17 protein-coding genes are annotated in these 19,971 nt (G+C 66.8%); 7 read left to right on the top strand and 10 right to left on the bottom strand.

Going from position 1 to position 19,971, the window contains the following annotated elements; all coding sequences use genetic code 11:
* Nucleotides 1-3: 3 nt before the first annotated feature.
* The 5 genes from C7I84_RS10440 to C7I84_RS10420 form a co-directional block, all read right to left on the bottom strand.
* Nucleotides 4-846, bottom strand: a complete 843-nt coding sequence (locus C7I84_RS10440) for a patatin-like phospholipase family protein (RefSeq protein ID WP_106772111.1) — start codon at nucleotides 844-846, stop codon at nucleotides 4-6.
* Nucleotides 846-2,186: a M16 family metallopeptidase gene (locus tag C7I84_RS10435; RefSeq protein ID WP_106772110.1), complete on the bottom strand. Its 1,341-nt coding sequence runs from the start codon at nucleotides 2,184-2,186 to the stop codon at nucleotides 846-848. The genes C7I84_RS10440 and C7I84_RS10435 overlap by 1 nt, the downstream gene beginning before the upstream one ends.
* Nucleotides 2,187-2,208: 22 nt before the next feature.
* Complete coding sequence (locus C7I84_RS10430) at nucleotides 2,209-3,579, bottom strand: M16 family metallopeptidase (protein ID WP_106772109.1); 1,371 nt, start codon at nucleotides 3,577-3,579, stop codon at nucleotides 2,209-2,211.
* 97 nt (nucleotides 3,580-3,676) lie between these two features.
* Nucleotides 3,677-4,231, bottom strand: a complete 555-nt coding sequence (rsmD, locus tag C7I84_RS10425) for a 16S rRNA (guanine(966)-N(2))-methyltransferase RsmD (RefSeq protein ID WP_106772108.1) — start codon at nucleotides 4,229-4,231, stop codon at nucleotides 3,677-3,679.
* A complete protein-coding gene (locus C7I84_RS10420) occupies nucleotides 4,232-6,463 on the bottom strand; it encodes a pseudouridine synthase (protein WP_106772107.1) in 2,232 nt (743 codons plus the stop codon).
* Between the two features lie 73 nt (nucleotides 6,464-6,536).
* On the opposite strand from C7I84_RS10420, the gene C7I84_RS10415 reads away from it, so the two are divergent.
* A complete protein-coding gene (locus C7I84_RS10415) occupies nucleotides 6,537-6,989 on the top strand; it encodes a nucleoside deaminase (protein WP_106772184.1) in 453 nt (150 codons plus the stop codon).
* On the opposite strand, the gene C7I84_RS10410 is transcribed toward C7I84_RS10415, so the two are convergent.
* Nucleotides 6,990-7,655: a hypothetical protein gene (locus C7I84_RS10410; RefSeq protein WP_245428379.1), complete on the bottom strand. Its 666-nt coding sequence runs from the start codon at nucleotides 7,653-7,655 to the stop codon at nucleotides 6,990-6,992.
* 172 nt (nucleotides 7,656-7,827) lie between these two features.
* Nucleotides 7,828-10,926, bottom strand: a complete 3,099-nt coding sequence (gene ileS, locus C7I84_RS10405; RefSeq protein WP_106772105.1) for an isoleucine--tRNA ligase — start codon at nucleotides 10,924-10,926, stop codon at nucleotides 7,828-7,830.
* A 290-nt stretch (nucleotides 10,927-11,216) separates the two neighbouring features.
* On the opposite strand from ileS, the gene parS reads away from it, so the two are divergent.
* The gene (parS, locus tag C7I84_RS10400; RefSeq protein ID WP_245428378.1) at nucleotides 11,217-11,669 is read left to right on the top strand and encodes a type II RES/Xre toxin-antitoxin system antitoxin; all 453 of its coding nucleotides are present in this window, start codon (nucleotides 11,217-11,219) and stop codon (nucleotides 11,667-11,669) included.
* A gap of 2 nt (nucleotides 11,670-11,671) precedes the next feature.
* Nucleotides 11,672-12,106: an RES family NAD+ phosphorylase gene (locus C7I84_RS10395; protein ID WP_106772104.1), complete on the top strand. Its 435-nt coding sequence runs from the start codon at nucleotides 11,672-11,674 to the stop codon at nucleotides 12,104-12,106.
* A gap of 24 nt (nucleotides 12,107-12,130) precedes the next feature.
* Here C7I84_RS10395 and C7I84_RS10390 read toward each other — a convergent pair whose 3' ends face one another.
* The 3 genes from C7I84_RS10390 to C7I84_RS10380 all read right to left on the bottom strand — a co-directional run bounded on the left by C7I84_RS10390 (nucleotide 12,131) and on the right by C7I84_RS10380 (nucleotide 14,914).
* Complete coding sequence (locus tag C7I84_RS10390; RefSeq protein ID WP_425351320.1) at nucleotides 12,131-12,949, bottom strand: MipA/OmpV family protein; 819 nt, start codon at nucleotides 12,947-12,949, stop codon at nucleotides 12,131-12,133.
* Nucleotides 12,950-13,063: 114 nt separating this feature from the next.
* The gene (locus C7I84_RS10385; RefSeq protein ID WP_106772103.1) at nucleotides 13,064-14,050 is read right to left on the bottom strand and encodes a bifunctional riboflavin kinase/FAD synthetase; all 987 of its coding nucleotides are present in this window, start codon (nucleotides 14,048-14,050) and stop codon (nucleotides 13,064-13,066) included.
* Nucleotides 14,051-14,062: 12 nt separating this feature from the next.
* A complete protein-coding gene (locus C7I84_RS10380; RefSeq protein ID WP_106772102.1) occupies nucleotides 14,063-14,914 on the bottom strand; it encodes a TIGR01459 family HAD-type hydrolase in 852 nt (283 codons plus the stop codon).
* Nucleotides 14,915-15,098: 184 nt separating this feature from the next.
* Here C7I84_RS10380 and C7I84_RS10375 point away from each other — a divergent pair, with 184 nt between their 5' ends.
* From C7I84_RS10375 to groL, 4 genes are all read left to right on the top strand, one after another.
* Complete coding sequence (locus C7I84_RS10375; protein ID WP_106772101.1) at nucleotides 15,099-15,521, top strand: hypothetical protein; 423 nt, start codon at nucleotides 15,099-15,101, stop codon at nucleotides 15,519-15,521.
* Between the two features lie 195 nt (nucleotides 15,522-15,716).
* Complete coding sequence (locus C7I84_RS10370) at nucleotides 15,717-17,555, top strand: pilus assembly protein TadG-related protein (RefSeq protein ID WP_245428377.1); 1,839 nt, start codon at nucleotides 15,717-15,719, stop codon at nucleotides 17,553-17,555.
* A 318-nt stretch (nucleotides 17,556-17,873) separates the two neighbouring features.
* Nucleotides 17,874-18,170: a co-chaperone GroES gene (gene groES / locus C7I84_RS10365; protein WP_106772100.1), complete on the top strand. Its 297-nt coding sequence runs from the start codon at nucleotides 17,874-17,876 to the stop codon at nucleotides 18,168-18,170.
* Between the two features lie 63 nt (nucleotides 18,171-18,233).
* A complete protein-coding gene (groL, locus tag C7I84_RS10360; protein WP_106772099.1) occupies nucleotides 18,234-19,877 on the top strand; it encodes a chaperonin GroEL in 1,644 nt (547 codons plus the stop codon).
* Nucleotides 19,878-19,971: the final 94 nt, after the last annotated feature.

The following is a 19,971-nucleotide window of genomic DNA, read 5'->3' as shown; positions in this document are numbered from 1 at the left end:
TCCCTACGCCCGCCGCTTCTCGCGCAGGTCGATCGCCTTGTCGACCGCGCGCTTCAGCTCGTCGCGGACGCCGACCGTCTCGGCGAGCACCGACTCCACCTTCATGAAGTCGAGCACGCGGAAGCGCGAGACCGGCGGGCGGATGAGGATGTCGGGCTGGGCGTGCTCGAGCTTGCCGGCGATGATCGACTGCATCATCAACTGGGTGGCACCGAACATCATGTCGATGGAGGTGAGCCGCGTGCGCCCGCCAGGCTCGGGCGCGCCGACGACGTCGACGGCGATGACGATGTCGGCCAGCCCCGAGACGAGATCGAAGGGTACGGGGTTGTAGATGCCGCCGTCGATCAACAGCACGCCGTCGCGCTGCACCGGGCTGAACACGGCGGGAATGGCCGCCGAGGCGGCGAGGGCGGAGACGAGGTCGCCTTCCTCGAAGACCGCGAGCTTGTGGCCGTAGAAGTCGGTGGCAGTGACCTTGAGCGGGATCTTCAGCTCCTCGAAGCTGTCGGGGATGGCGTCCGGCAGGAACGCTTTGAGGATGCGCTCGATATTGAACTGGCTGACGCGGATGCCGCCCTGCAGCGCCGCCGCGAACGTTTCCGGGCGGGCGCGCCACATGCGGCTGGCGACCTCGGCGCGGCGGCCGAGGATCGCGCCGGCATAATGATGGATGTCGCGGCCCGACATGCCGGCGGCCATGCCGGCTCCCATGATGGCGCCGATGGACGAGCCGGAGATGGCGACCGGGCGGATGCCGAGTTCGTCCAGCGTCTCGATCACATGGATATGGGCGAGGCCCCTTGCGCCCCCGCCGCCGAATGCGACCGCAAATGTCGGGCTCATCAATTGCCCTCTTTTTCCTCGGCCTCCGCCGGTCCAAATCGCATGATCGCCGGCTCGGCGCCGAGAAGCCTGCGCGCCGCGGCCCTGGCCTGATCAAGCGTCACGGCATTGATATAGTCGGCGCGACGGTCGATGTAATCCGCGCCGAGCTCGTCGAGCTGCAATTCGACCAGGGTCGAGGCGATCGAACCCGAGGAATTCAGGTTGTTGATGGCATAGGCGCCGATCAGATATTTCTTCGCGTCGGCCAGTTCGGCTTCGGTCGGCCCGTCCTCGGCCATCCCCTTCACGACGTCCTGAATGATGCCCAGCGTCTCGCCGCCCTTGCCGGCGCGCGTCGAGGTGCCGATGACCAGGGCGTTGGCATGCTCGTAGTTCACCAGGGACGAGCTGATTCCGTAGGTCAGGCCGCGTTTCTCGCGCACTTCGCGAAACAGTCGCGAGGTGAAGGTGCCGTCGCCGAGAATATGGTTCATGAGAACCGCCGGAAAGAACTCCGGATCGTTGCGGGCGACGCCGGGATAGGCGAGGCGCAGCCTGGTTTGCGGCAGCGCATATTCATAGTCGATGCGCTGCGCCAGCTTCGGCGCGATGTCGGGGACGGGCCGCAGCGCCGGCTTTTCCGGCAGCGCGCCGAACAGCCGGTCGAGCTCGGCACCCAGGCTCTTGGCGTCGATGGCGCCGACCACCGCCACCTCGAGCTGCTCGCGGGCGAACAGCGCCTTGTGGAGGACGCGCAGGTCGTCGGCGGTGATGGCGGCGAGCGACTGAGCCGTGCCTTCGTCCGGCCTGGCGTAGGGATGGTCGCCATAGAGCGCCGCCAGCCAGCGCCGCCCGGCCTCCACCTCGGGGTCGCGCTCCTGGGCGCGGATGCCGGCGGCGATCTGGCTGCGGATGCGGTCGATCGGCGCCTGGTCGAAGCGCGGCGCGGTGACCGCGAGCCGCATCAGCTCCAGCGCCTCGTTCCTCTGGTCGGCCAGCATGCGCATCGAGCCGTAGACATTGTCGCGGCTCGCCCGGAAGCTCATTTCCGCGCCGGCATCGTCGAGGCGCGTCTGAAAGGCGTCGCTGTCGAGATCGCCGGCGCCCTCGTCGAACAGGCCGGTCATCAGGTTGACGATGCCTTCCTTGCCGGGCGGGTCCTGCGACACGCCGCCGGCAAAGGCGAAACGCAGCGCCACGATCGGCACGGTATAGTCCTCGACCAGCCAGGCGGTGATGCCGCCGGGCGAGCGGACTTGCTGAATCCTTACTTCCGCTTGCGCGGGAAGGCTGACGATCAGCATGAGGAACGCAAGCGCCGCGGCGGCGGCAGCGGATGAGGCAAGCCGATTTCGCATGTCCGGGTTCTCGTCCTGCCGTTCAGTTCGACGTGCCGGCGGCCGGCAACAGATAGGCCGTCACCGACTGGTCGGGCTTGAGATACTTGAGCGCCGCCGCCTTGACCTGCTCGGCGGTCACCGCCTCGATGCGGGCCGGCCACTGCTGTACGTCCTCGACCGTGTTGCCAGTGGTGAGCGCCGCGCCATACATGTTGGCCATGCCGGCCGGGTTGTCGCGGGCGAAGATCATGCTGCGCACCAGGCGGTTCTTCGCCCGGTCCAGCTCGTCGGCCGAAACGCCGTCGCGCTGGATGCGGACGATCTCGGCATCGACCGCCGCCTCGAGCTTCGCCAGCCCGTCGGGGCCGCGCGGCGAGCCGTGGACGACAAAACTGGTCTCGTCGAGCGCCGTGCCGTCATAGAAGGCGCCGGTCCCGGCGGCCAGGTCGCTCTTGACGATCAGTTGCTGGTAGAGCCGGCTGCGGGTACCGCCGCCGAGTATCTCCGACAACAGGTCCATCGCCTCGGCCTCGCCGGGCTCGGCGGTGCGATAGGACGGCGCCAGCCAGTATTTCGCGAAGCCCGGTATGGTCACCCTGGGGTCGGCCATGGTGACGGTGCGGCTGGTGTTCTGCTCCGGCTCGATCGGACGCAGGCGCGGCGGCAGGTCGGGGCCGCGCGCCACCTTGCCGTAGGTTTCCTCGGCCAGCCGCTTGACGGTCGCCGCGTCGACATCGCCGGCGACGACGAGCACGGCGTTGTTGGGCGTATAGTAGCGGTCGTAGAAGGCCACCGCATCTTCCCGGTTGAGCTGCTCCATCTCGTGCATCCAGCCGATGACGGGCACGCGGTACGGATGGTTCTGGAACAGCGTCGCCTGCACCTCTTCCGACAGCAGCGACTGCGGATCGCCCTCGATGCGGGAGCGGCGCTCCTCCAGCACCACGTCGCGCTCGGTGGCGATCACGTCGTCGGTGAGGGTGAGATTGCGCATGCGGTCGGCTTCCAGCCCCATCATGCCGCCGAGCGCGTCCGGCGCCACCGTCTGGAAATAGGCGGTGTAGTCGTAGGAGGTGAAGGCGTTCTGATCGCCGCCGATCTCGGCCACCGCGGCGTCGAACTCGCCGGGCTTGTGGTTCGTCGTGCCCTTGAACATCAGGTGCTCGAAGAAATGGGCGATGCCGGACTTCCCCGGCGGCTCGTCGGCGCTGCCCACCTTGTACCAGACCATGTGGGTGACGATCGGCGCGCGATGGTCGGGGATGACCACCACCTCCATGCCGTTGCCGAGCAGGAAATTCTCGACCCGCTCCTGCGGACGCGGCGCTTCCGCGAAAGCGGGCGCGAGCGACAGGAGGAGCAGAAGGAGAGCAGTTGCGAGATGGCGGACCGGCTGAGCGGCGAGACTCATGAAGGCTCCTGAGACGGGTCGGTCCGGCCTTATAGGGATGGTCCGCTGCGACCGGAAAGTGAATTGTTCGTCATCTTGACCCTGAAAGAGGCCGAAGTCAGGCAACCTCGAGGAAGCGGATCACCGTCTCGCCATAGCCGCGCTCGTCAAGAAGCTCGAAACCCTCGACCGGCCCGAACGGCACCGCGGCGGTCTCCTCGACCAGGCAGAGCGCCCCGGGCAGCAGCCAGCCGCCACCGCGCGCCGAGCGCAGCGCCGCTTCGCCGAGACCTTTTCCATAAGGCGGATCGGCAAACAGCAGGCCGAAAGGCTGGATGTTGCCGGCCTCGCCCAGCCGGGTGGCGTCGCGCCGGAAGATCTTCGTGCGGCCCGTCAGCCCGAAGGCTTCCACATTGGTGCGGATCAGCCCCCTGCCCTCGGCCGATTCCTCGATGAACATGCAGAAGGCGGCGCCGCGCGACATGGCTTCGAGCCCGAGCGCGCCGGTGCCGGCGAAGAGATCGAGCACGCGCGCGCCGGCCAGGCGATCGGCGAAGCGGTGCGCGAGGACGTTGAACACCGCCTCGCGGGCACGGTCGGTGGTGGGGCGGATGTCCTGGGAGCGCGGCGCGGCCAGCGGCCGGCCGCGCAGGTCGCCGCCGACGATGCGCATCTAGTCGTCCTTGCGCGGCTTGCGGCCATCCCTCCCCCTTGTGGGGAGGGTCCGGCCGGAGGCCGGGGATGAGGTAGCCGACGACGAACTCGGCGCCCTCTTGCGCCCCGCGCTGCCCCCCTCCGTCCGCTTGGCGGACTTCTCCTCCTCCAGGGCGTGGTTCTTGCTCAACGGCCGGGCGCCCGGAGCCATCCACACATTGGCCTTGCGGCCACCCGGCGGCTCGATCGGCCGCTGCTCGCGCTCGCCCTTGCCGCGTGGTGTCCGATCGCCGAAGGCCGGCTTCGGCCGGCGCTCGCCATGCGCATCCTTCGCGCCGCGCTCCGGCTTGGCGAAACCACCGCTTTCCGGCTTTCCGTGCTTGCCGAAGCCGCCACCCCGCGGTTTGGTCGAAAGCCTGCCCAGAGCGTCCTCGCGCATGCGATCCTTGTCGCGTCCGCGCGCCTTGATCAGCCCGCCTTCGCCGATCTTCAGAGGCCGCGCCGCCGCCCGCTCGGCCGCTTCAGGCCTGTCGTCCACGCTGCGCCGGGTCGGCTTGTTGGAGAACGGCCTGACGATGTCCGCCTCGAAATTGGCACCCGATTCCTCGATCAGCCGCTCGCCGAGCTGGTCGCGCAACATGCGCCCCTTCAACTCCTGGACATGGCCTTCCGGCAGTTCGCCCAGCTGGAACGGACCGAAGGAGATCCGGATCAGCCGCGTCACGTCGAGCCCGAGCGCGCCGAGAATGTTCTTGACCTCGCGGTTCTTGCCTTCGCGCAGCCCAATGGTGAGCCAGGCATTGCTGCTGCCCTGCTCGCGGTCGAGCGATGCCTCGATCGAGCCGTAGAACACGCCGTCGACGGCAATGCCGTCCTTAAGCTCGGCCAGCGCCTTCTCGTCGACCTTGCCGTGCACGCGCACCCGGTAGCGGCGCAGCCAGCCGGTCGCCGGCAGTTCCAGCGTGCGCGCCAGCCCGCCGTCATTGGTGAGTAGCAGCAACCCCTCGGTGTTGATGTCGAGGCGGCCGACAGTGATCAACCGCGGCAGCTCAGCCGGCAGCACGTCGAAGACGGTCTTCCGGCCTTCCGGATCGCGGCTGGTGGTGACCACGCCGGCCGGCTTGTGGAACAGGAACAGCCGGGTGCGCTCGACCGGCGGCAGCGGCTTGCCGTCGAGTTCGATGACGTCGTCGGTCGACACGTTGAAAGCCGGGCTTTCCAGCACCTTTCCGTTCACGCGCACCCGCCCGGCGGCGATCAGTTCCTCGGCGTCGCGGCGCGAGGCGATGCCGACGCGGGCCAGCCGCTTGGCGATGCGCTCGCCGCCGGCTTCCTCGGCGGAGATCGCCGGCCGCGCGAACGGTTTTCTGTCTCCTCCAGATCCAGTCGGACGCTTGTCGAAAGGCTTGCGCTCGGGGCGCGGGCCCACGACGGAAGGCTTGTCGAAGCGACGCGGGCGATCCGCTTCGCCGCGCGGGCGGTCATCGCGCTCGAAACGGCGCGGGCGCTCGCCGCCGGCTGCCTCGCCGGAATTCGCGGACGGCGCGAACGGCTTCCTGTCTCCGCCGAATTTTGCCGTTCCCGCCGGACGTTTTTCGAAAGGCTTGCGATCGGGGCGCGGTCCCGCGCCGGAAGGCTTGTCGAAGCGACGCGGGCGATCCGCTTCGCCGCGAGGACGTTCGTCCCGCTCGAAACGGCGCGGGCGCTCGCCGTCGCCTCTGGGCCGGTCGTCGCGATCGAAACGGCGCGGGCGTTCGCCCTCGGGAGCGCCGTCGTCGCGCCGCCTGGCGAATGGCTTTCCCTCGGGGCGCGGGCCGGCACGGAACGGCCGGTCGGCGCGCTCCGGCTTGGCCGCATCGCCGCCGTCGCGCCGCTCGCGGCGGCCCGGCCCGGCGTTGCCTCCGCCCTGCGGTTTGCCCTCATCATAGCGCTTGAAAGGCTTGCGCTCGCCGCGAGGGCCACCGCGCGTCTCGGCGCGGCCGGCATCGCCCTCCTCGCGCGGCTTGCGGAACGGCTTGTCGCCGCGCGGCCGCGCGGAATCGCCCTCGGCCCCGCCGCGTGCCGGTGCCGCGCGAAACGGCTTGCCGCCCTTGCCGCCGAAAGCCGGCCGGCCTTCTTCGGAGCGCGGCCGCGGTTTGCCCCCCTTTCCGGCAAATCCGGGCTTGCCGCCCTTGCCGCCGGCGCGCGCACCGGCGCCCTTCGGGCCGCCATGGCCGCCTTTTCGCGGGGGTTTTCTTTGTTCGTCGTCCATGGCCTTTGCCTTTCCGGGCGGGGTGTAGCAGTAACGTTCTTTAGGTGCGAGGGAAATGTCCAAGGATGTGCCGGTGAAACGCCCGGATTTCATGAGCCTGGCGCTCGCCGAGGCCGAGGCCGCGGCGCTGCGGGGCGAGGTACCGATCGGCGCCGTGCTGGTTGTGGACGGCGCGGTGGTGGCGCGCGCCGGCAACCGCACGCGCGAACTGAAGGACGCCACCGCCCATGCCGAGATGCTGGCGATCCGCGAGGCGTCGCACCGGCTCGACGCCGAACGGCTGACCGGTGCCGACCTCTACGTCACGCTGGAGCCCTGCGCCATGTGCGCGGCCGCCATCTCCTTCGCCCGTATCAGAAGGCTGTATTTCGGGGCGGCGGACGAGAAAGGCGGCGCGGTGGTCAGCGGTGTCCGCTTCTACACCTCGCCGACCTGCCATCACGCGCCGGACATCTATTCGGGGATCGGCGAGCAAGCCGCTTCGGACCTGCTCAAGCGCTTCTTTCGCGAGCGCCGCGACGACTGACTACCAGGGCAGGATGTCTGCCCAGCTCCGGTCGTTCTTCTTGCGCGCCGCAGCCTTCAGCCGCCGCTCCTTCTTGATCTCGTCCTCGCCGAGGTCGCCGGTCGGCGCGGTCGCGGAGGCCTGGCGATAATCAAGCGGCGGCTCGCTGAGATATCTGCGGGTGGTCGGGCTGCCCTGGCGTTCCTGGGCAAGCTTCTTGCGGAACGCCTCGTTCTGCTGCTTGGCGGTGTTGAAGCCGACCGGCGCGACGCCGGTCTCCAGATGCCGGGTGTTCATGACCGGGTTCTTCTCGGTCGGCCCTGCATTGGCGCGCGCCATGTCCGGCTCGATCTGCGGCTTCCAGAACGGATTGTCGCGATTCTCGTCGGCGTCGGCACGCAGCCGCGCCCGCTTCTGCTCGGGCGATTCGGGCCAGGCCGGATTGGCGGTCGAGGCGACGCTCTCCTGCGGCGCCGGCAATGCGCCCTTGGCTTCGCCCTTTGCGGGCTTCACGAGGTCCGGCCTCGGCTTGTAGTCGATCGCCGGGCGCTCGGGCGGGCCCAGCGACAGGATGTTGCTGACATCGCCAACGAGCTGCTCGGACGAGGTCTTGTCCGTGCCATAGGTAGGGCCGCTCATGCAGCCCGAAAGCGCCGCTGCGGCGGCCACCAGACCTGCGGCGGTCAAGCCCGCGCGGCGGTTTCCCGTCATGCCAAGAAGTGTCAACGCGATAAGCCTCTCAAATCGCCCGAATGTCCCCGGTACGGCAATGGCCGGCAAATCCGGCGATAGTTTGTCGGCCAGAATGGTTAATTCTCTACTTCATGCGGCGGCCGTTCACAACGACCGCCACATCTTTTCACACAGACCGGCCGAGTTGGCGCAGCTCGCGCAGCGCCGCCGCGTCGCGTGCCGACACGTCCGGGAACTCCGGATCGGAGCCGACGTCGTCGGTGTAGCGCCACGACCGCGCGCATTTGGTGCCCGAGGCAAGGCCGGGAACCACCGCGACGCCGCCCACCTCGTCGAGCCGGAACGCCTCCACCGGACCTTCCGCCGGCGACACCGTGATGGCGCTGGTGATCGCCACCTCGGCCAGGTCGACGTCCTTGACCGCCGCAAAGAGGTCGGCATCGGCGACGAACACCGCAGGAGCCGCCTCCAGCGACGAGCCGATCACCTTCCTCGCGCGCTCGATCTCCAGCGCCGCCGTCACCACGGAACGCACCTTGCGCACCTTGCGCCATTTCTCCGCCAGCGCATCGTCGCGCCAGCCGGCCGGCACCTCGCGGAACTGCTCCAGATGGATGGAGACGCAGTCGGGATAACGCTCCTGCCAAGCCTCCTCCATGGTGAAGGGCAGCATCGGCGCCAGCCAGGTCGCCAGATGGTCGAACAGATGGCGCACCACCTGCACCGAGGCCAGCCGGCGGAGGCTCGACGGCGCGTCGCAGTAGAGCGCATCCTTGCGGATGTCGAAATAGAAGGCCGACAGATCGACCACCATGAAGTCGAGCAGCGATTTGGCGATGCGCTTGAAATCGAAGGCGTCGTAGCCGGCCCGCACCACCTCGTCGAGTTCCGAAAGCCGGTGCAGCATCAGCCGCTCCAGTTCCGGCATCTCGGCCAGCGGCACCTGCGCGCCGTCGTCATGCGCCAGCGTGCCCAGCATCCAGCGGATGGTGTTCCTGAGCTTGCGGTAGGCGTCGATGTTGGTCTGCAGGATGTTCTTGCCCAGCCGCTGGTCTTCCCAGTAGTCGGTGGTCATCACCCACAGGCGCAAGATGTCGGCGCCGGACTGCTTCATCACGTCCTGCGGTACGACCGTATTGCCGAGCGACTTCGACATTTTCCGGCCGTCCTCGTCCATGGTGAAGCCATGGGTGACGACCGTGTCGTAGGGCGCCCTGCCGCGCGTACCGCAGCTTTCCAGCAGCGAGGAGTGGAACCAGCCGCGATGCTGGTCCGAGCCTTCCAGATAGACGTCGGCCGGCCATTTGAGGTCCGGCCGGTCCTCCAGCGTGAAGGTATGCGTCGAGCCGGAATCGAACCAGACGTCGAGGATGTCCTTGACCATGGTCCATTTGGCAGCGTCGTGCGCGTTGCCGAGGAACCGCTCGTTGGCGCCCTCCGCGAACCAGGCGTCGGCGCCCTCCTTCTCGAAGGCGTCGAGGATGCGCTGGTTGACGGCGTCATCCTTCAGCACGTTGCCGTCGGCGTCGGCGAAGACGCAGATCGGCACGCCCCAGGCGCGCTGGCGCGACAAGACCCAGTCAGGCCGCTCGGCGATCATGGCGCGCAGCCGCGTCTGGCCCGCCGCCGGCACGAAACGGGTGGCGTCGATGGCCGCGAGGGCGAGTTGCCGGAGCGTCGGCGCTCCCTCCCCCCTTGCGGGGGAGGTGCCGCCGAAGGCGGCGGTGGGGGTAGCCTCGGCAGCGCTCGACGTTCTGGCGGTGCCTTCTGAGGTTACCCCCTCTGGCCGCTTCACGGCCATCTCCCCCCCGAGGGGGGAGAATTGCGGCAGCGGCTTGTCCATATAGACGAACCATTGCGGCGTGTTGCGGAAGATCACCGGCTTCTTCGAGCGCCATGAATGCGGATAGCTGTGCTTCAGCCGCCCGCGCGCGAACAGCATGTTGCGCTCGATCAGCGCGTCGATGACGGCCTTGTTGGCGTCGCCCTTCTTGCCGCTGTCGTCGATGACACGCGCCGCCCCACCCTCACGGTCGGGGCCGAAGCCCGGTGCGTCCTTGGTGAAGAAGCCGGCGTCGTCGACGGTGAAGGGGATGGCCGTGTCGATGCCGCGCGCGCGCAGGTCCTTCGCCGCGTCCATCCAGGCGTCGAAGTCCTCGCGGCCATGGCCGGGCGCGGTGTGCACGAAACCCGTGCCGGCGTCGTCGGTGACGTGGTCGCCGGGGAGCATGGGGACGGGGAATTCGTAACCGCCGCCGAGGCCTTTTAGCGGATGGGAACAGACCAAAGTGGCAAGATCAATGTCGACTAGTGAATGGAGGCGTTCGAATTGAAGTTTCGCCTTCGCAAACGACTCTTCCGCCAAGGCATCGGCAAAGACCAGTTTCTCCCCCGGCTGTGGGCCGAAATTGTTCTCGGCAGCCGTTACTTCATAGAGCCCGTAAGCAACGCGCGGCGAGAAGGCGACGGCGCGGTTGCCTGGGATCGTCCAAGGCGTCGTGGTCCAGATGACGACGTTTGCATGCGCCAAATCAGCGAAGAGTTGCTTACGCCTCTCATCCCCGGTCAAAGACCTTACAGGAAACTTCACCCAGACCGTATCGCTCTCGTAATCCTGATACTCGACCTCGGCCTCGGCCAGCGCGGTGCGCTCGACCACGCTCCACATCACCGGCTTCGAGCCGCGGTAGAGCTGGCCGCTAGCGGCGAATTTCAGCAACTCGCCGGCGATGCGCGACTCGGCATGAAAGCTCATGGTGAGGTACGGGTCCTTGAAGTCGCCGACCACGCCGAGGCGCTGGAACTCGGCGCCCTGCACGGCGATCCACTTTTCCGCATAGGCGCGGCACTCCTGGCGGAAGGCGACCATGGCGGCGGGGTCGGACAGGTCTGGCTTGGCCTTGCCCTTGGACCGGTAATTCTCCTCCTCGATCTTCCATTCGATCGGCAGGCCGTGGCAGTCCCAGCCGGGCACATAGTTGGAGTCGTAGCCGCGCATCTGGAAGGATTTGGTGATCACGTCCTTCAGGATCTTGTTAAGCGCATGGCCGATATGGATGTTGCCGTTGGCATAGGGCGGGCCGTCATGCAGCACGTATTTCGGACGGCCGGCGGCGTCCTCGCGCAGCTTCCTGTAAAGGTCCATCTCCTGCCAGCGGGCGACGATCTGCGGCTCCTTCTCCGGCAGGCCGGCGCGCATCGGGAAATTCGTCTGCGGCAGGTAGAGCGTCTTCGAATAGTCGCGTTTTTCGGTGGTGTCGGTCATCGTCTTGCCATGTCTCGCCCGGCCGCAAGGTGCCAGGCGTCCAACTATCACGATCTGGGAAAAGCGCGAGTGCGCCGAGGCAAAATTCTCCCGGGGCTTCCGGCGACCTCAGGCCGCCCGGAAGGCCGGGCCGGTAATTCGTATCGTGGCGGCGACGCTACGCGCTGCGAAAGTCATGCCACGCTCTTTAACGGAGCCGCGGTGTATTGAAAAGTGCGCATCGGCCGGCATTTTCTTGAAGGCAAGGCCAATTGCACCTATCCTGGAGCGCAATTGGCTTGGAGGCGGCAATGGCCGGAACCCGGGTGAACAAGATCGTCGAGGAAGAGCTGCCGAGCCACGGCGTCTACATCGACGTCGGACGGCACAGAGGCGAATTCCAGGGCTCGGAGATACGCGCCGGCGAATTCCGGCTGATGCCCGACAGTATCGAAGCCCTGCGCGATCGAGGTTTCACCAACGCAGAAATCCACGCCATTGTCGGCCCCCGGCGCACTCTCGCCCGCAGGAAGGAGCAAGCCGAACGGTTGAGCCTGGTCGAATCCGATCGCGTCCTGCGGCTCGAGCGCATCTCGGACATGGCGGACCGGGTCTTCGGCAACCATGAGAAGGCTCAGCGCTGGCTTCGCAAGGAAAGCCGGGCGCTTGAAAACGCCCGGCCGATCGACCTGCTGCGTTCGGAGACCGGCGCTCACATCGTCGAGCAGGAACTGCACCGCATCGACTACGGCATGTTCGCCTGATCGTGCGCGTCTGGCGCATTTCCAGCCACGCCGACCTCTCGGGTCGAGGCGGCGAGCTTTCGACGGCGCGCTGGAACAGGCTGGGGACCCCGATCGTCTACTGCGCCGACCATCCGGCGGCCGCACTCCTCGAGATGCTGGTGCATATCGACCTTGAGGATGCGCCGGCCGCTTACCAGCTTCTCGGAATCCATGTCCCCGACGGAACTGAAATCTTCGCACCGTCCCTGCCGGACGACTGGGCCGAAAATCTCGGCCTGACGCAGGACATCGGCACGCGCTTCGTCAGCGAAGGCCGATACGCGGTGATGGCTGTGCCGTCGGTCGTCGCGCCGTTCACCACAAACTACCTGCTCAGCCCGGCACTGCTCGAGAATACCTCGATCACGATCGACAGCCGGACGGAGCATCCGATCGACCCGCGCCTGATTGGATAGGTTTCGGTCCGCGGACCATACGGCTCAGGGAACCGTGAAATCGAACCGGTAGGTCGCCGACATGCCGATCATGAACTGGTTCTTCGAGCCGCGCTCCTCCACCAGGGACGAGTCGGCCGCCGGCCCGAGCAGCCGTGCATATTCGGCGAAGGCGCTGGTGGTGATGCGGTCCGTCGTCTTCCAGGTGACGGCGCCGCCGGCACCGACAGACTTCAACCCGCCGCCCGGATCGTACTCGCTCAGGCCGGAGGCAGCACTTTCCCCGGCATCGACGCCGTAATAGGTGCGGAAATAGTCGGCCGAAGCCATCGACAGCCGCGGCCCGCCGGACACCCGCACCGTCTCGGTCACGTCGGTGAAGGCGTCGACGGCGACGTCGGCGACGACGCCGTGATGGGCACCGACGCCCTGGCGGAGTTCGCCGCGCACCCGCAGCCAGTCGGTCGGATAGACTTCCGCGAAGGCGCCGAGCTCGGCGCCCCAGCCGACGTCGCTCAGGCCGTTCAGATCGTCGGCGTCGTCGGCGTCGCGCGGAAAGACGATCTTGCCGACCGCGCCCGTCCGGAACGCGCCGCTGTCGTAGAGGGAGAAGGAGATGTTGTCGTTGCGCGACACGAAGCGGGCTTCCGGCCCGACCTTGCCGAGCGAGATCATCGGCGTCGCCCTGAAGATCGTATCGCCGGCGCCCTCGAACTCGGGGGCGGCGAAGCCGGCCGCGCCGACGGTGAGATACCAGTCGCCGTGGATCCAGTCGAAGAAGCCGGATTTCTCCCCGGCCGCGGCCATGGTCGTGGCGCCGGCGAGAAAGACGCTCACGCTGCCGACGAGGAGAGCTTTTGCCATGGGGTGCCCGGACTCCGACCAAATGAGGACGAGCAGGATTTGCAACCAGGACGGTAAAGTTTGACTTAAATGCCGGCGACTTCGCGCGAACCGGCAGCGCTTTTCCAGCGGACCTCAGAAGGCCAGGCGCAGGTCGAGTTCCGACAGCGGCCGCACACCCGAGAGCAGCGCGCGCGCTTCCTCCTCGTCCCGCCTGATCTGCGCCATCAGCGCGTCGAGCCCGTCGAACTTCTCCTCGCCGCGCAGAAAGCCGAAGAAGGAGACGTCGCAGACCTCGCCGTAGAGGTCGCCGCCGAAACCGAAGACATAGGTCTCCAGCAAAGGGACGCCGTCGCTCTCCACGGTCGGACGGCGGCCGAAGCTCGCCACGCCGTCGAACAGCGTTCCGTCGGCGCGGCGCAGCCGGACCGCATAGATGCCGTGCTTTAGCACCGCATCCTCCGGCAGGACCATGTTGGCGGTCGGAAACCCGATCGTGCGGCCGAGCTTCTTTCCGTGCACGACCTCGCCTTCGATGGTGAAGCGGTAGCCGAGCAGCCCGGCGGCCTCGGCCACATCGCCTTCGCCGAGCAGCGCCCTGATGCGGCTCGACGAAACGACGGCGCCGCCCTCGTCGCGGAACGCCTCCACCTGGGTGACGCCGAAACCATGCCTGCGCCCCGCGGCGGCCAGGAAGGCCGGATCGCCCTGCCGGTTCCTGCCGAAATGGAAATCGAAACCGGTGACGACATGGCTGACGCCGAGATGCTTCATCAGGGTCTCGCCGATGAAGTCGTCGGCGGATTTGCCAGCGAACTGGCGCGTGAACTCCTGCTCGACGATGGCGTAGAAGCCAAGCAGCCGGACCAGCCGCGCCTTGACCGGAGCGGGCGTGATGCGCGGCAGCGGGATATCCGGGCGGAAGACAGAGCGCGGATGCGGCTCGAAGGTCAGCACCAGCGCCGGCACGCCGGCGGCGGCGGCCTCGGCCAGCGCGCGGTCGAGCACCGCCTGGTGGCCGCGATGCATGCCGTCGAAATTGCCGATGGCCACGACGCCGCCGCGCAGGTGCCGCGGCAGCCCCGCCACGTCGCGACACCAGACGAAGTCCTTGGCCGCCATGATTGTCTTCTCCTAGCGCAGCCGCGGCATCACGGCGACCGGCGCCTGGCCGTGATGCGCCAGGAAGGCGGCAAGCCGCTCGGGATCGGGCCGGTCGGGATCGCCGTAGTCGGCGGCGTGGATGCCGGCCGACACGTAGAGAACGTCGATGCCGTAGTCGGCGGCGCCCTTGACGTCGGTCAGCATGCCGTCGCCGATGGCGAGCGCGTCGCCCGCCGAAACCGGGCCTCCGAGCACTTCCGCAGCCGCCTCGAGCGCCGCATCGTAGATCGGCCGATGCGGCTTGCCGGCAATCAGCGTGCGGCCGCCGAGCAGGGCATAGTCGCGGGCGAGCGCCCCGGCGCAAAACACCATCTTGTGGCCGCGCTCCGCCACCAGATCGGGATTGGCGCAGATCATCGGCAGGTCGCGCGAGCGCAGCCGGCGCAATTGCTCGGCATAATCCTCCGGCGTTTCACTCTCGTCGTCGTGCAGACCGGTGCAGACCACCGCCGCGGCCTCCCATTCCTCGACCACCTCGACGTCGAGGCCGTCGAAGATCGATTCCTCGCGATCCGGGCCGATGTGGCAGACGCGGCGCGGGCCGTGGCGGATCAGCTCGCGCGTCACGTCGCCCGAGGTGACGATGCGGTCCCAGGCCGTGTCCGGCACGCCGATCCCCTGGATCTGCCGGGTGACGCCGGCGGTCAGGCGCGGCGAATTGGTGACCAGGATCACGGCGGCACCTTTTTGCCTCGCTTCGATCAGGGCGGCGACCGCATCGTCGAAGGGCCGCACGCCATTGTGCACCACGCCCCATACGTCGCACAGCAGCACAGAATAGGAAGCGGCAATATCCTGGAGGGATCCGACAAATTTGACCAAGGCCCGGCACGTCCCGTCGTTGTTGTGAAAAAATGCGCGTCGCGTGCGCGGTGACCGGAATTAACCGAGAGTTTTCACTCTGTCACCAGCTTTGACTTAACAGCGTCGCCCGGTCGTGCGAGACTCATGCTCGCGACAGGGCACGTCGCGGCGCACGGGACTGCGCCTCACCGGGGACGGGACAATGCAGCGGGGACTGGTCGGCATAGCCGGCGCCGCCGTGGTAAGCGGCGTGGGGTTTTTCGTGTTGAAACGGATCACCGGGCTCGGGTTGAGCCTGCCGGACGTGGTTCTGGCCGCCACCGTCGCGACGCTGGTGCTGGCGGCGGCCGGGACCGGCTTCGCCGTCCTGGCGCTGGTGCATGCGCGCCAGGCGCGTCAAGAGATCGCCCGGCTGGCGCGCTCGGTCGACGCGGCGATGCAGGCCGTCAAGACCGCTGGCGACAGCAGGAGCATCAGCATCGGCGCGCCCGCAGCGGATGCCGCGCTCGCCGAGCCGGCCGGCCATGCGGCGGCGGCCGAGGCGCAGGCCGTGCAGGCCAAGATCATCGCGCTGGCGGCCGCCCTCCCCGGCGAGAAAGCGGCGCCGAACGGGCGGCGCCACTAGGCTCGCCGCGGCGAGAACTGCCGCCGACAGGCGGCGCACGGCCGCGCTGGTTAACCATGACTGAACGTTTCCCTACAATTTGAAGCGTCGCGAAAGACGGGATTTTCAGGTCTTCCTGCGACAGTGCCGCCGATCAAATTCGGGGGCTATCGGATGTTGCGAAAATTCTGGGCGGATCGGCGAGGCAACTACGCGATGCTGACCGCCATCGCCATGGTGCCGCTGATGGGTGGGCTGGCGGTGGCGATCGACTATTCGGAGATGACGCGCGAGCGCAGCCAGGCGCTCAACGCGCTCGATGCCGCCGCGCTGGCAACGGCGCGCGCCTATCAGGCAGGCACGCCGGAGGAGCAACTGCCGGCCTTCGCCGAGGAGTTCTTCCGGATCAATTCGAACGGGCTCGACATGAGCAAGGTCGACCTGACGCTGGCGCTTCCCAACGCGGACACGGGCGGGGGAACGGTGAAGCTCACCGCCGACCTGAAATACAGCCCGCATTTCCTGCCGGTGCTGACCAGCCTGCTCGGCAAGAACGCGGTCACGGAAATCGATCTCGGCGCCTTCTCGGAAGTCCAGCTCAAGAACACGCTGGAGGTGGCGCTGGTGCTCGACAATTCCGGGTCGATGTCCGACAAGGGCGGCAGTTCCAACCAGCTTCGCATCGACCTGCTCAAGGCCGCGGCCAAGGAACTGGTCAGCACGCTGGCCAAGCAGGGCGAGCAGATGAAGCAGGTGTCCCAGCCCGTCCAGTTCTCGGTCGTGCCCTTTGCCTCTTCCGTCAATGTCGGTTCGGGCTACGAGGAAGCTACCTGGATGGATAGAGACGGCATCTCTCCGATCCATCACGAAAATTTCGACTGGTCAACGATGAGCAAGGCCAAGAACGTGAACAAGTATGTCGAGAACGTCGGCGGGGTCTGGTACCGACGGGGGAAGGACTGGGGCACTCAGGAGAACGGAAAAATCACCCGCTTCACCATGTACAAGGAGATGCAGCACTATTCCTGCACCGCAACCAACTGGAACGGCTCTTGCAGGACCTGGTCTACGACGGCGGTCAAGTTCGCGAACTGGAAGGGGTGCGTGGAAGCGCGGCCGAGCCCGTACAACGTCGACGACACGCCGCCCTCCTCCGCTACGCCGGCCACGTTGTTCGTGCCAATGTTCGCTCCGGACGAGTCCAGTGTCGACGCCAACCCTGAAAACAGCTGGTGGCCGGACGGATCAATAACCGGCACCACCAACCACGTTGCCCGGCAGAGTTTCATGCCGAAATATTTCCCGGGCACGCCGCCGCAGATCGCGTCCAGCGAAACCACCGACGGCCCCAACAAGAGTTGCTCGACGACGGCGATCACGCCGCTTACCGATGTTTCCGTCGCAGCAGGCAAAGCCGTAATCGATGCGGCGATCGACGGCATGCAGCCGAATGGAGCGACCAACGTGCCGGAAGGCATGGCATGGGGCTGGCGAACCGTCTCGAGCGGTGCTCCCTTCACGGAAGGCCGGCCCGAGTCCGAAAAGGGTAACGACAAGGTGGTGATCGTCGTTACCGACGGCGCCAACACCTACTACACACCGGGATCGCTTGGAGACTGGGAAGGGCGATATTCCGACGGCGCCGGGAACAAGTCGGTCTATTCCGCCCTGGGCTACGTCAAGCTCGTAACCCCCGGCTACACAACGAACCTCGGGCGCATGTTCCAGGGCACCAGCAGTTCGATCTCGAACACCAACTACGACAACGCCAACTACACCGCCGCGATGAACGAACACTTCAAGAAGCTATGCGACAACGCCAAGGCGAAGAAGATCATGGTGATGACCGTGGCGCTCGACCTCAGCAACTCGAAGCCGGCGGAAAAGACACAGATCGAGATGCTCAAGAAATGCGCCTCGGATTCCCGCTTCCGCAAGGACCCGGACGATCCGAGCAAGCCGGCAAAACTGTTCTGGAACTCGACCGGCAAGACCCTGTCCGACGATTTCAAGAAGATCGGCGACGAGCTTTCCAACCTGCGCATCGTCGGCTGAAACACGCTCCTAAGCCCCGCCCCTCTCGGGCCTGCTGCAATTGCCCAAACCATCCCGCCGGCCGGCGGGATGGTTTTCTCCGTCGGCCGCGCGGCGGAGCATGATTTGACAAGTCGGCCGTGCCCATGCGATCCGCAGGCCGTCCGGATGCGCCGCAACACGAAAATGCGCCTTCCCACGACGTCATCGTCTTGACATCGAAACGGGGCACTCCTATTTCGCCTCCCATGTTAGCACTCGCTACTCGTGAGTGCTAACGGCAGTCCGGCATGCCGGACGGAGGAACCCTTTCAACGTCCGTTTCAAGGATAGTCAAACATGGCAAAGTCGAAATTCCGGCCGCTGCATGACCGCGTGGTCGTTCGCCGCGTCGAGTCCGAGGAGAAGACCAAGGGCGGCATCATCATCCCCGACACCGCCAAGGAAAAGCCGCAGGAAGGCGAAATCATCGCCGTCGGCTCCGGCGCCCGCGACGAGAGCGGCAAGCTGGTGCCGCTGGACGTCAAGGCCGGCGACCGCGTGCTGTTCGGCAAGTGGTCGGGCACCGAGGTGAAGCTCAATGGCGAGGACCTTCTGATCATGAAGGAATCCGACATCATGGGCATCATCGGCTGACCCGCGATCCCTTTCGCCATCCATTCCACTTCATTCGAGGGCTTCGAGCCCAGGAGCTAAGCAATGGCTGCTAAAGACGTAAAATTCTCCCGCGATGCCCGTGAGCGCATGCTGCACGGCATCAACATCCTCGCCGACGCCGTCAAGGTGACGCTCGGCCCCAAGGGCCGCAACGTCGTCATCGACAAGTCGTTCGGCGCCCCGCGCATCACCAAGGACGGCGTCACCGTCGCCAAGGAGATCGAACTTTCCGACAAGTTCGAGAACATGGGCGCGCAGATGATCCGTGAGGTCGCTTCCAAGACCAACGACATCGCCGGCGACGGCACCACGACCGCGACCGTTCTGGCGCAGTCGATCGTCCAGGAAGGCCACAAGGCGGTTGCCGCCGGCATGAACCCGATGGACCTGAAGCGCGGCATCGATCTCGCCGTGACCGAGGTCGTCGCCCATCTCGGCAAGGCCGCCAAGAAGATCAAGACCTCGGAAGAGGTCGCGCAGGTCGGCACCATCTCGGCGAACGGCGACGAGTCGGTCGGCAAGATGATCGCGGAAGCCATGCAGAAGGTCGGCAACGAGGGTGTCATTACCGTCGAGGAAGCCAAGACCGCCGAGACCGAGCTGGAAGTCGTCGAAGGCATGCAGTTCGACCGCGGCTATCTCTCGCCGTACTTCGTCACCAACCCGGACAAGATGGTCGCCGAGCTGGAGGACGCCTACATCCTGCTGCACGAGAAGAAGCTCTCCAACCTGCAGGCCATGCTGCCGGTTCTGGAAGCCGTCGTGCAGACCTCCAAGCCGCTGGTCATCATCTCGGAAGACGTCGAGGGCGAGGCTCTGGCCACGCTGGTCGTCAACAAGCTGCGCGGCGGCCTGAAGATCGCCGCCGTCAAGGCTCCGGGCTTCGGCGACCGCCGCAAGGCCATGCTCGAGGACATCGCCATCCTCACCGGCGGCCAGGTCATCTCCGAAGACCTCGGCATCAAGCTGGAGAATGTCGGCCTCAACATGCTCGGCCGCGCCAAGAAGGTGTCGATCTCCAAGGAGAACACCACCATCGTCGACGGCGCCGGCAAGAAGGCCGAGATCCAGGGCCGCGTCGCCCAGATCAAGCAGCAGATCGAGGAGACCACCTCGGACTACGACCGTGAGAAGCTGCAGGAGCGTCTCGCCAAGCTGGCTGGCGGCGTTGCCGTCATCCGCGTCGGCGGCGCCACCGAGGTCGAGGTCAAGGAAAAGAAGGACCGCGTCGACGACGCCCTCAACGCGACCCGCGCGGCCGTGGAAGAAGGCATCGTGGCCGGCGGCGGCGTCGCCCTGCTGCGCGCTTCGGCCAACCTGAAGTCGACCGGCGTGAACTCCGACCAGACCGCCGGCATCGCCATCGTGCGCCGCGCGCTGCAGGCTCCGGCCCGCCAGATCGCCGCCAACGCCGGAGCGGAAGCTTCGATCGTCGCCGGCAAGATCCTGGAGAACAAGGGCGCGACCTTCGGCTACAACGCCCAGACCGGCGAATATGGCGACATGATCGCCATGGGCATCGTCGACCCGGTCAAGGTCGTGCGCACGGCCCTGCAGGACGCCGCTTCGGTCGCCGGCCTCTTGGTCACCACCGAGGCCATGATCGCCGAGGCTCCGAAGAAGGAGTCGGGCGCTCCGGCAATGCCGGGCGGCGGCATGGGCGGCATGGGCGGCATGGACTTCTAAGTCCAGCCGACCAAGGCTCGGAAATACGGAAAGGGCGGCAGCGATGCCGCCCTTTTTCGTACGGCAAAAAAAGTTCGAAAAGTCCGTTTCCGGC

Origin of the sequence: Kumtagia ephedrae, assembly GCF_003012745.1 — a bacterium.
Lineage (GTDB): Bacteria > Pseudomonadota > Alphaproteobacteria > Rhizobiales > Rhizobiaceae > Kumtagia > Kumtagia ephedrae.
This window is presented reverse-complemented; position numbering and strand designations above follow the sequence as displayed.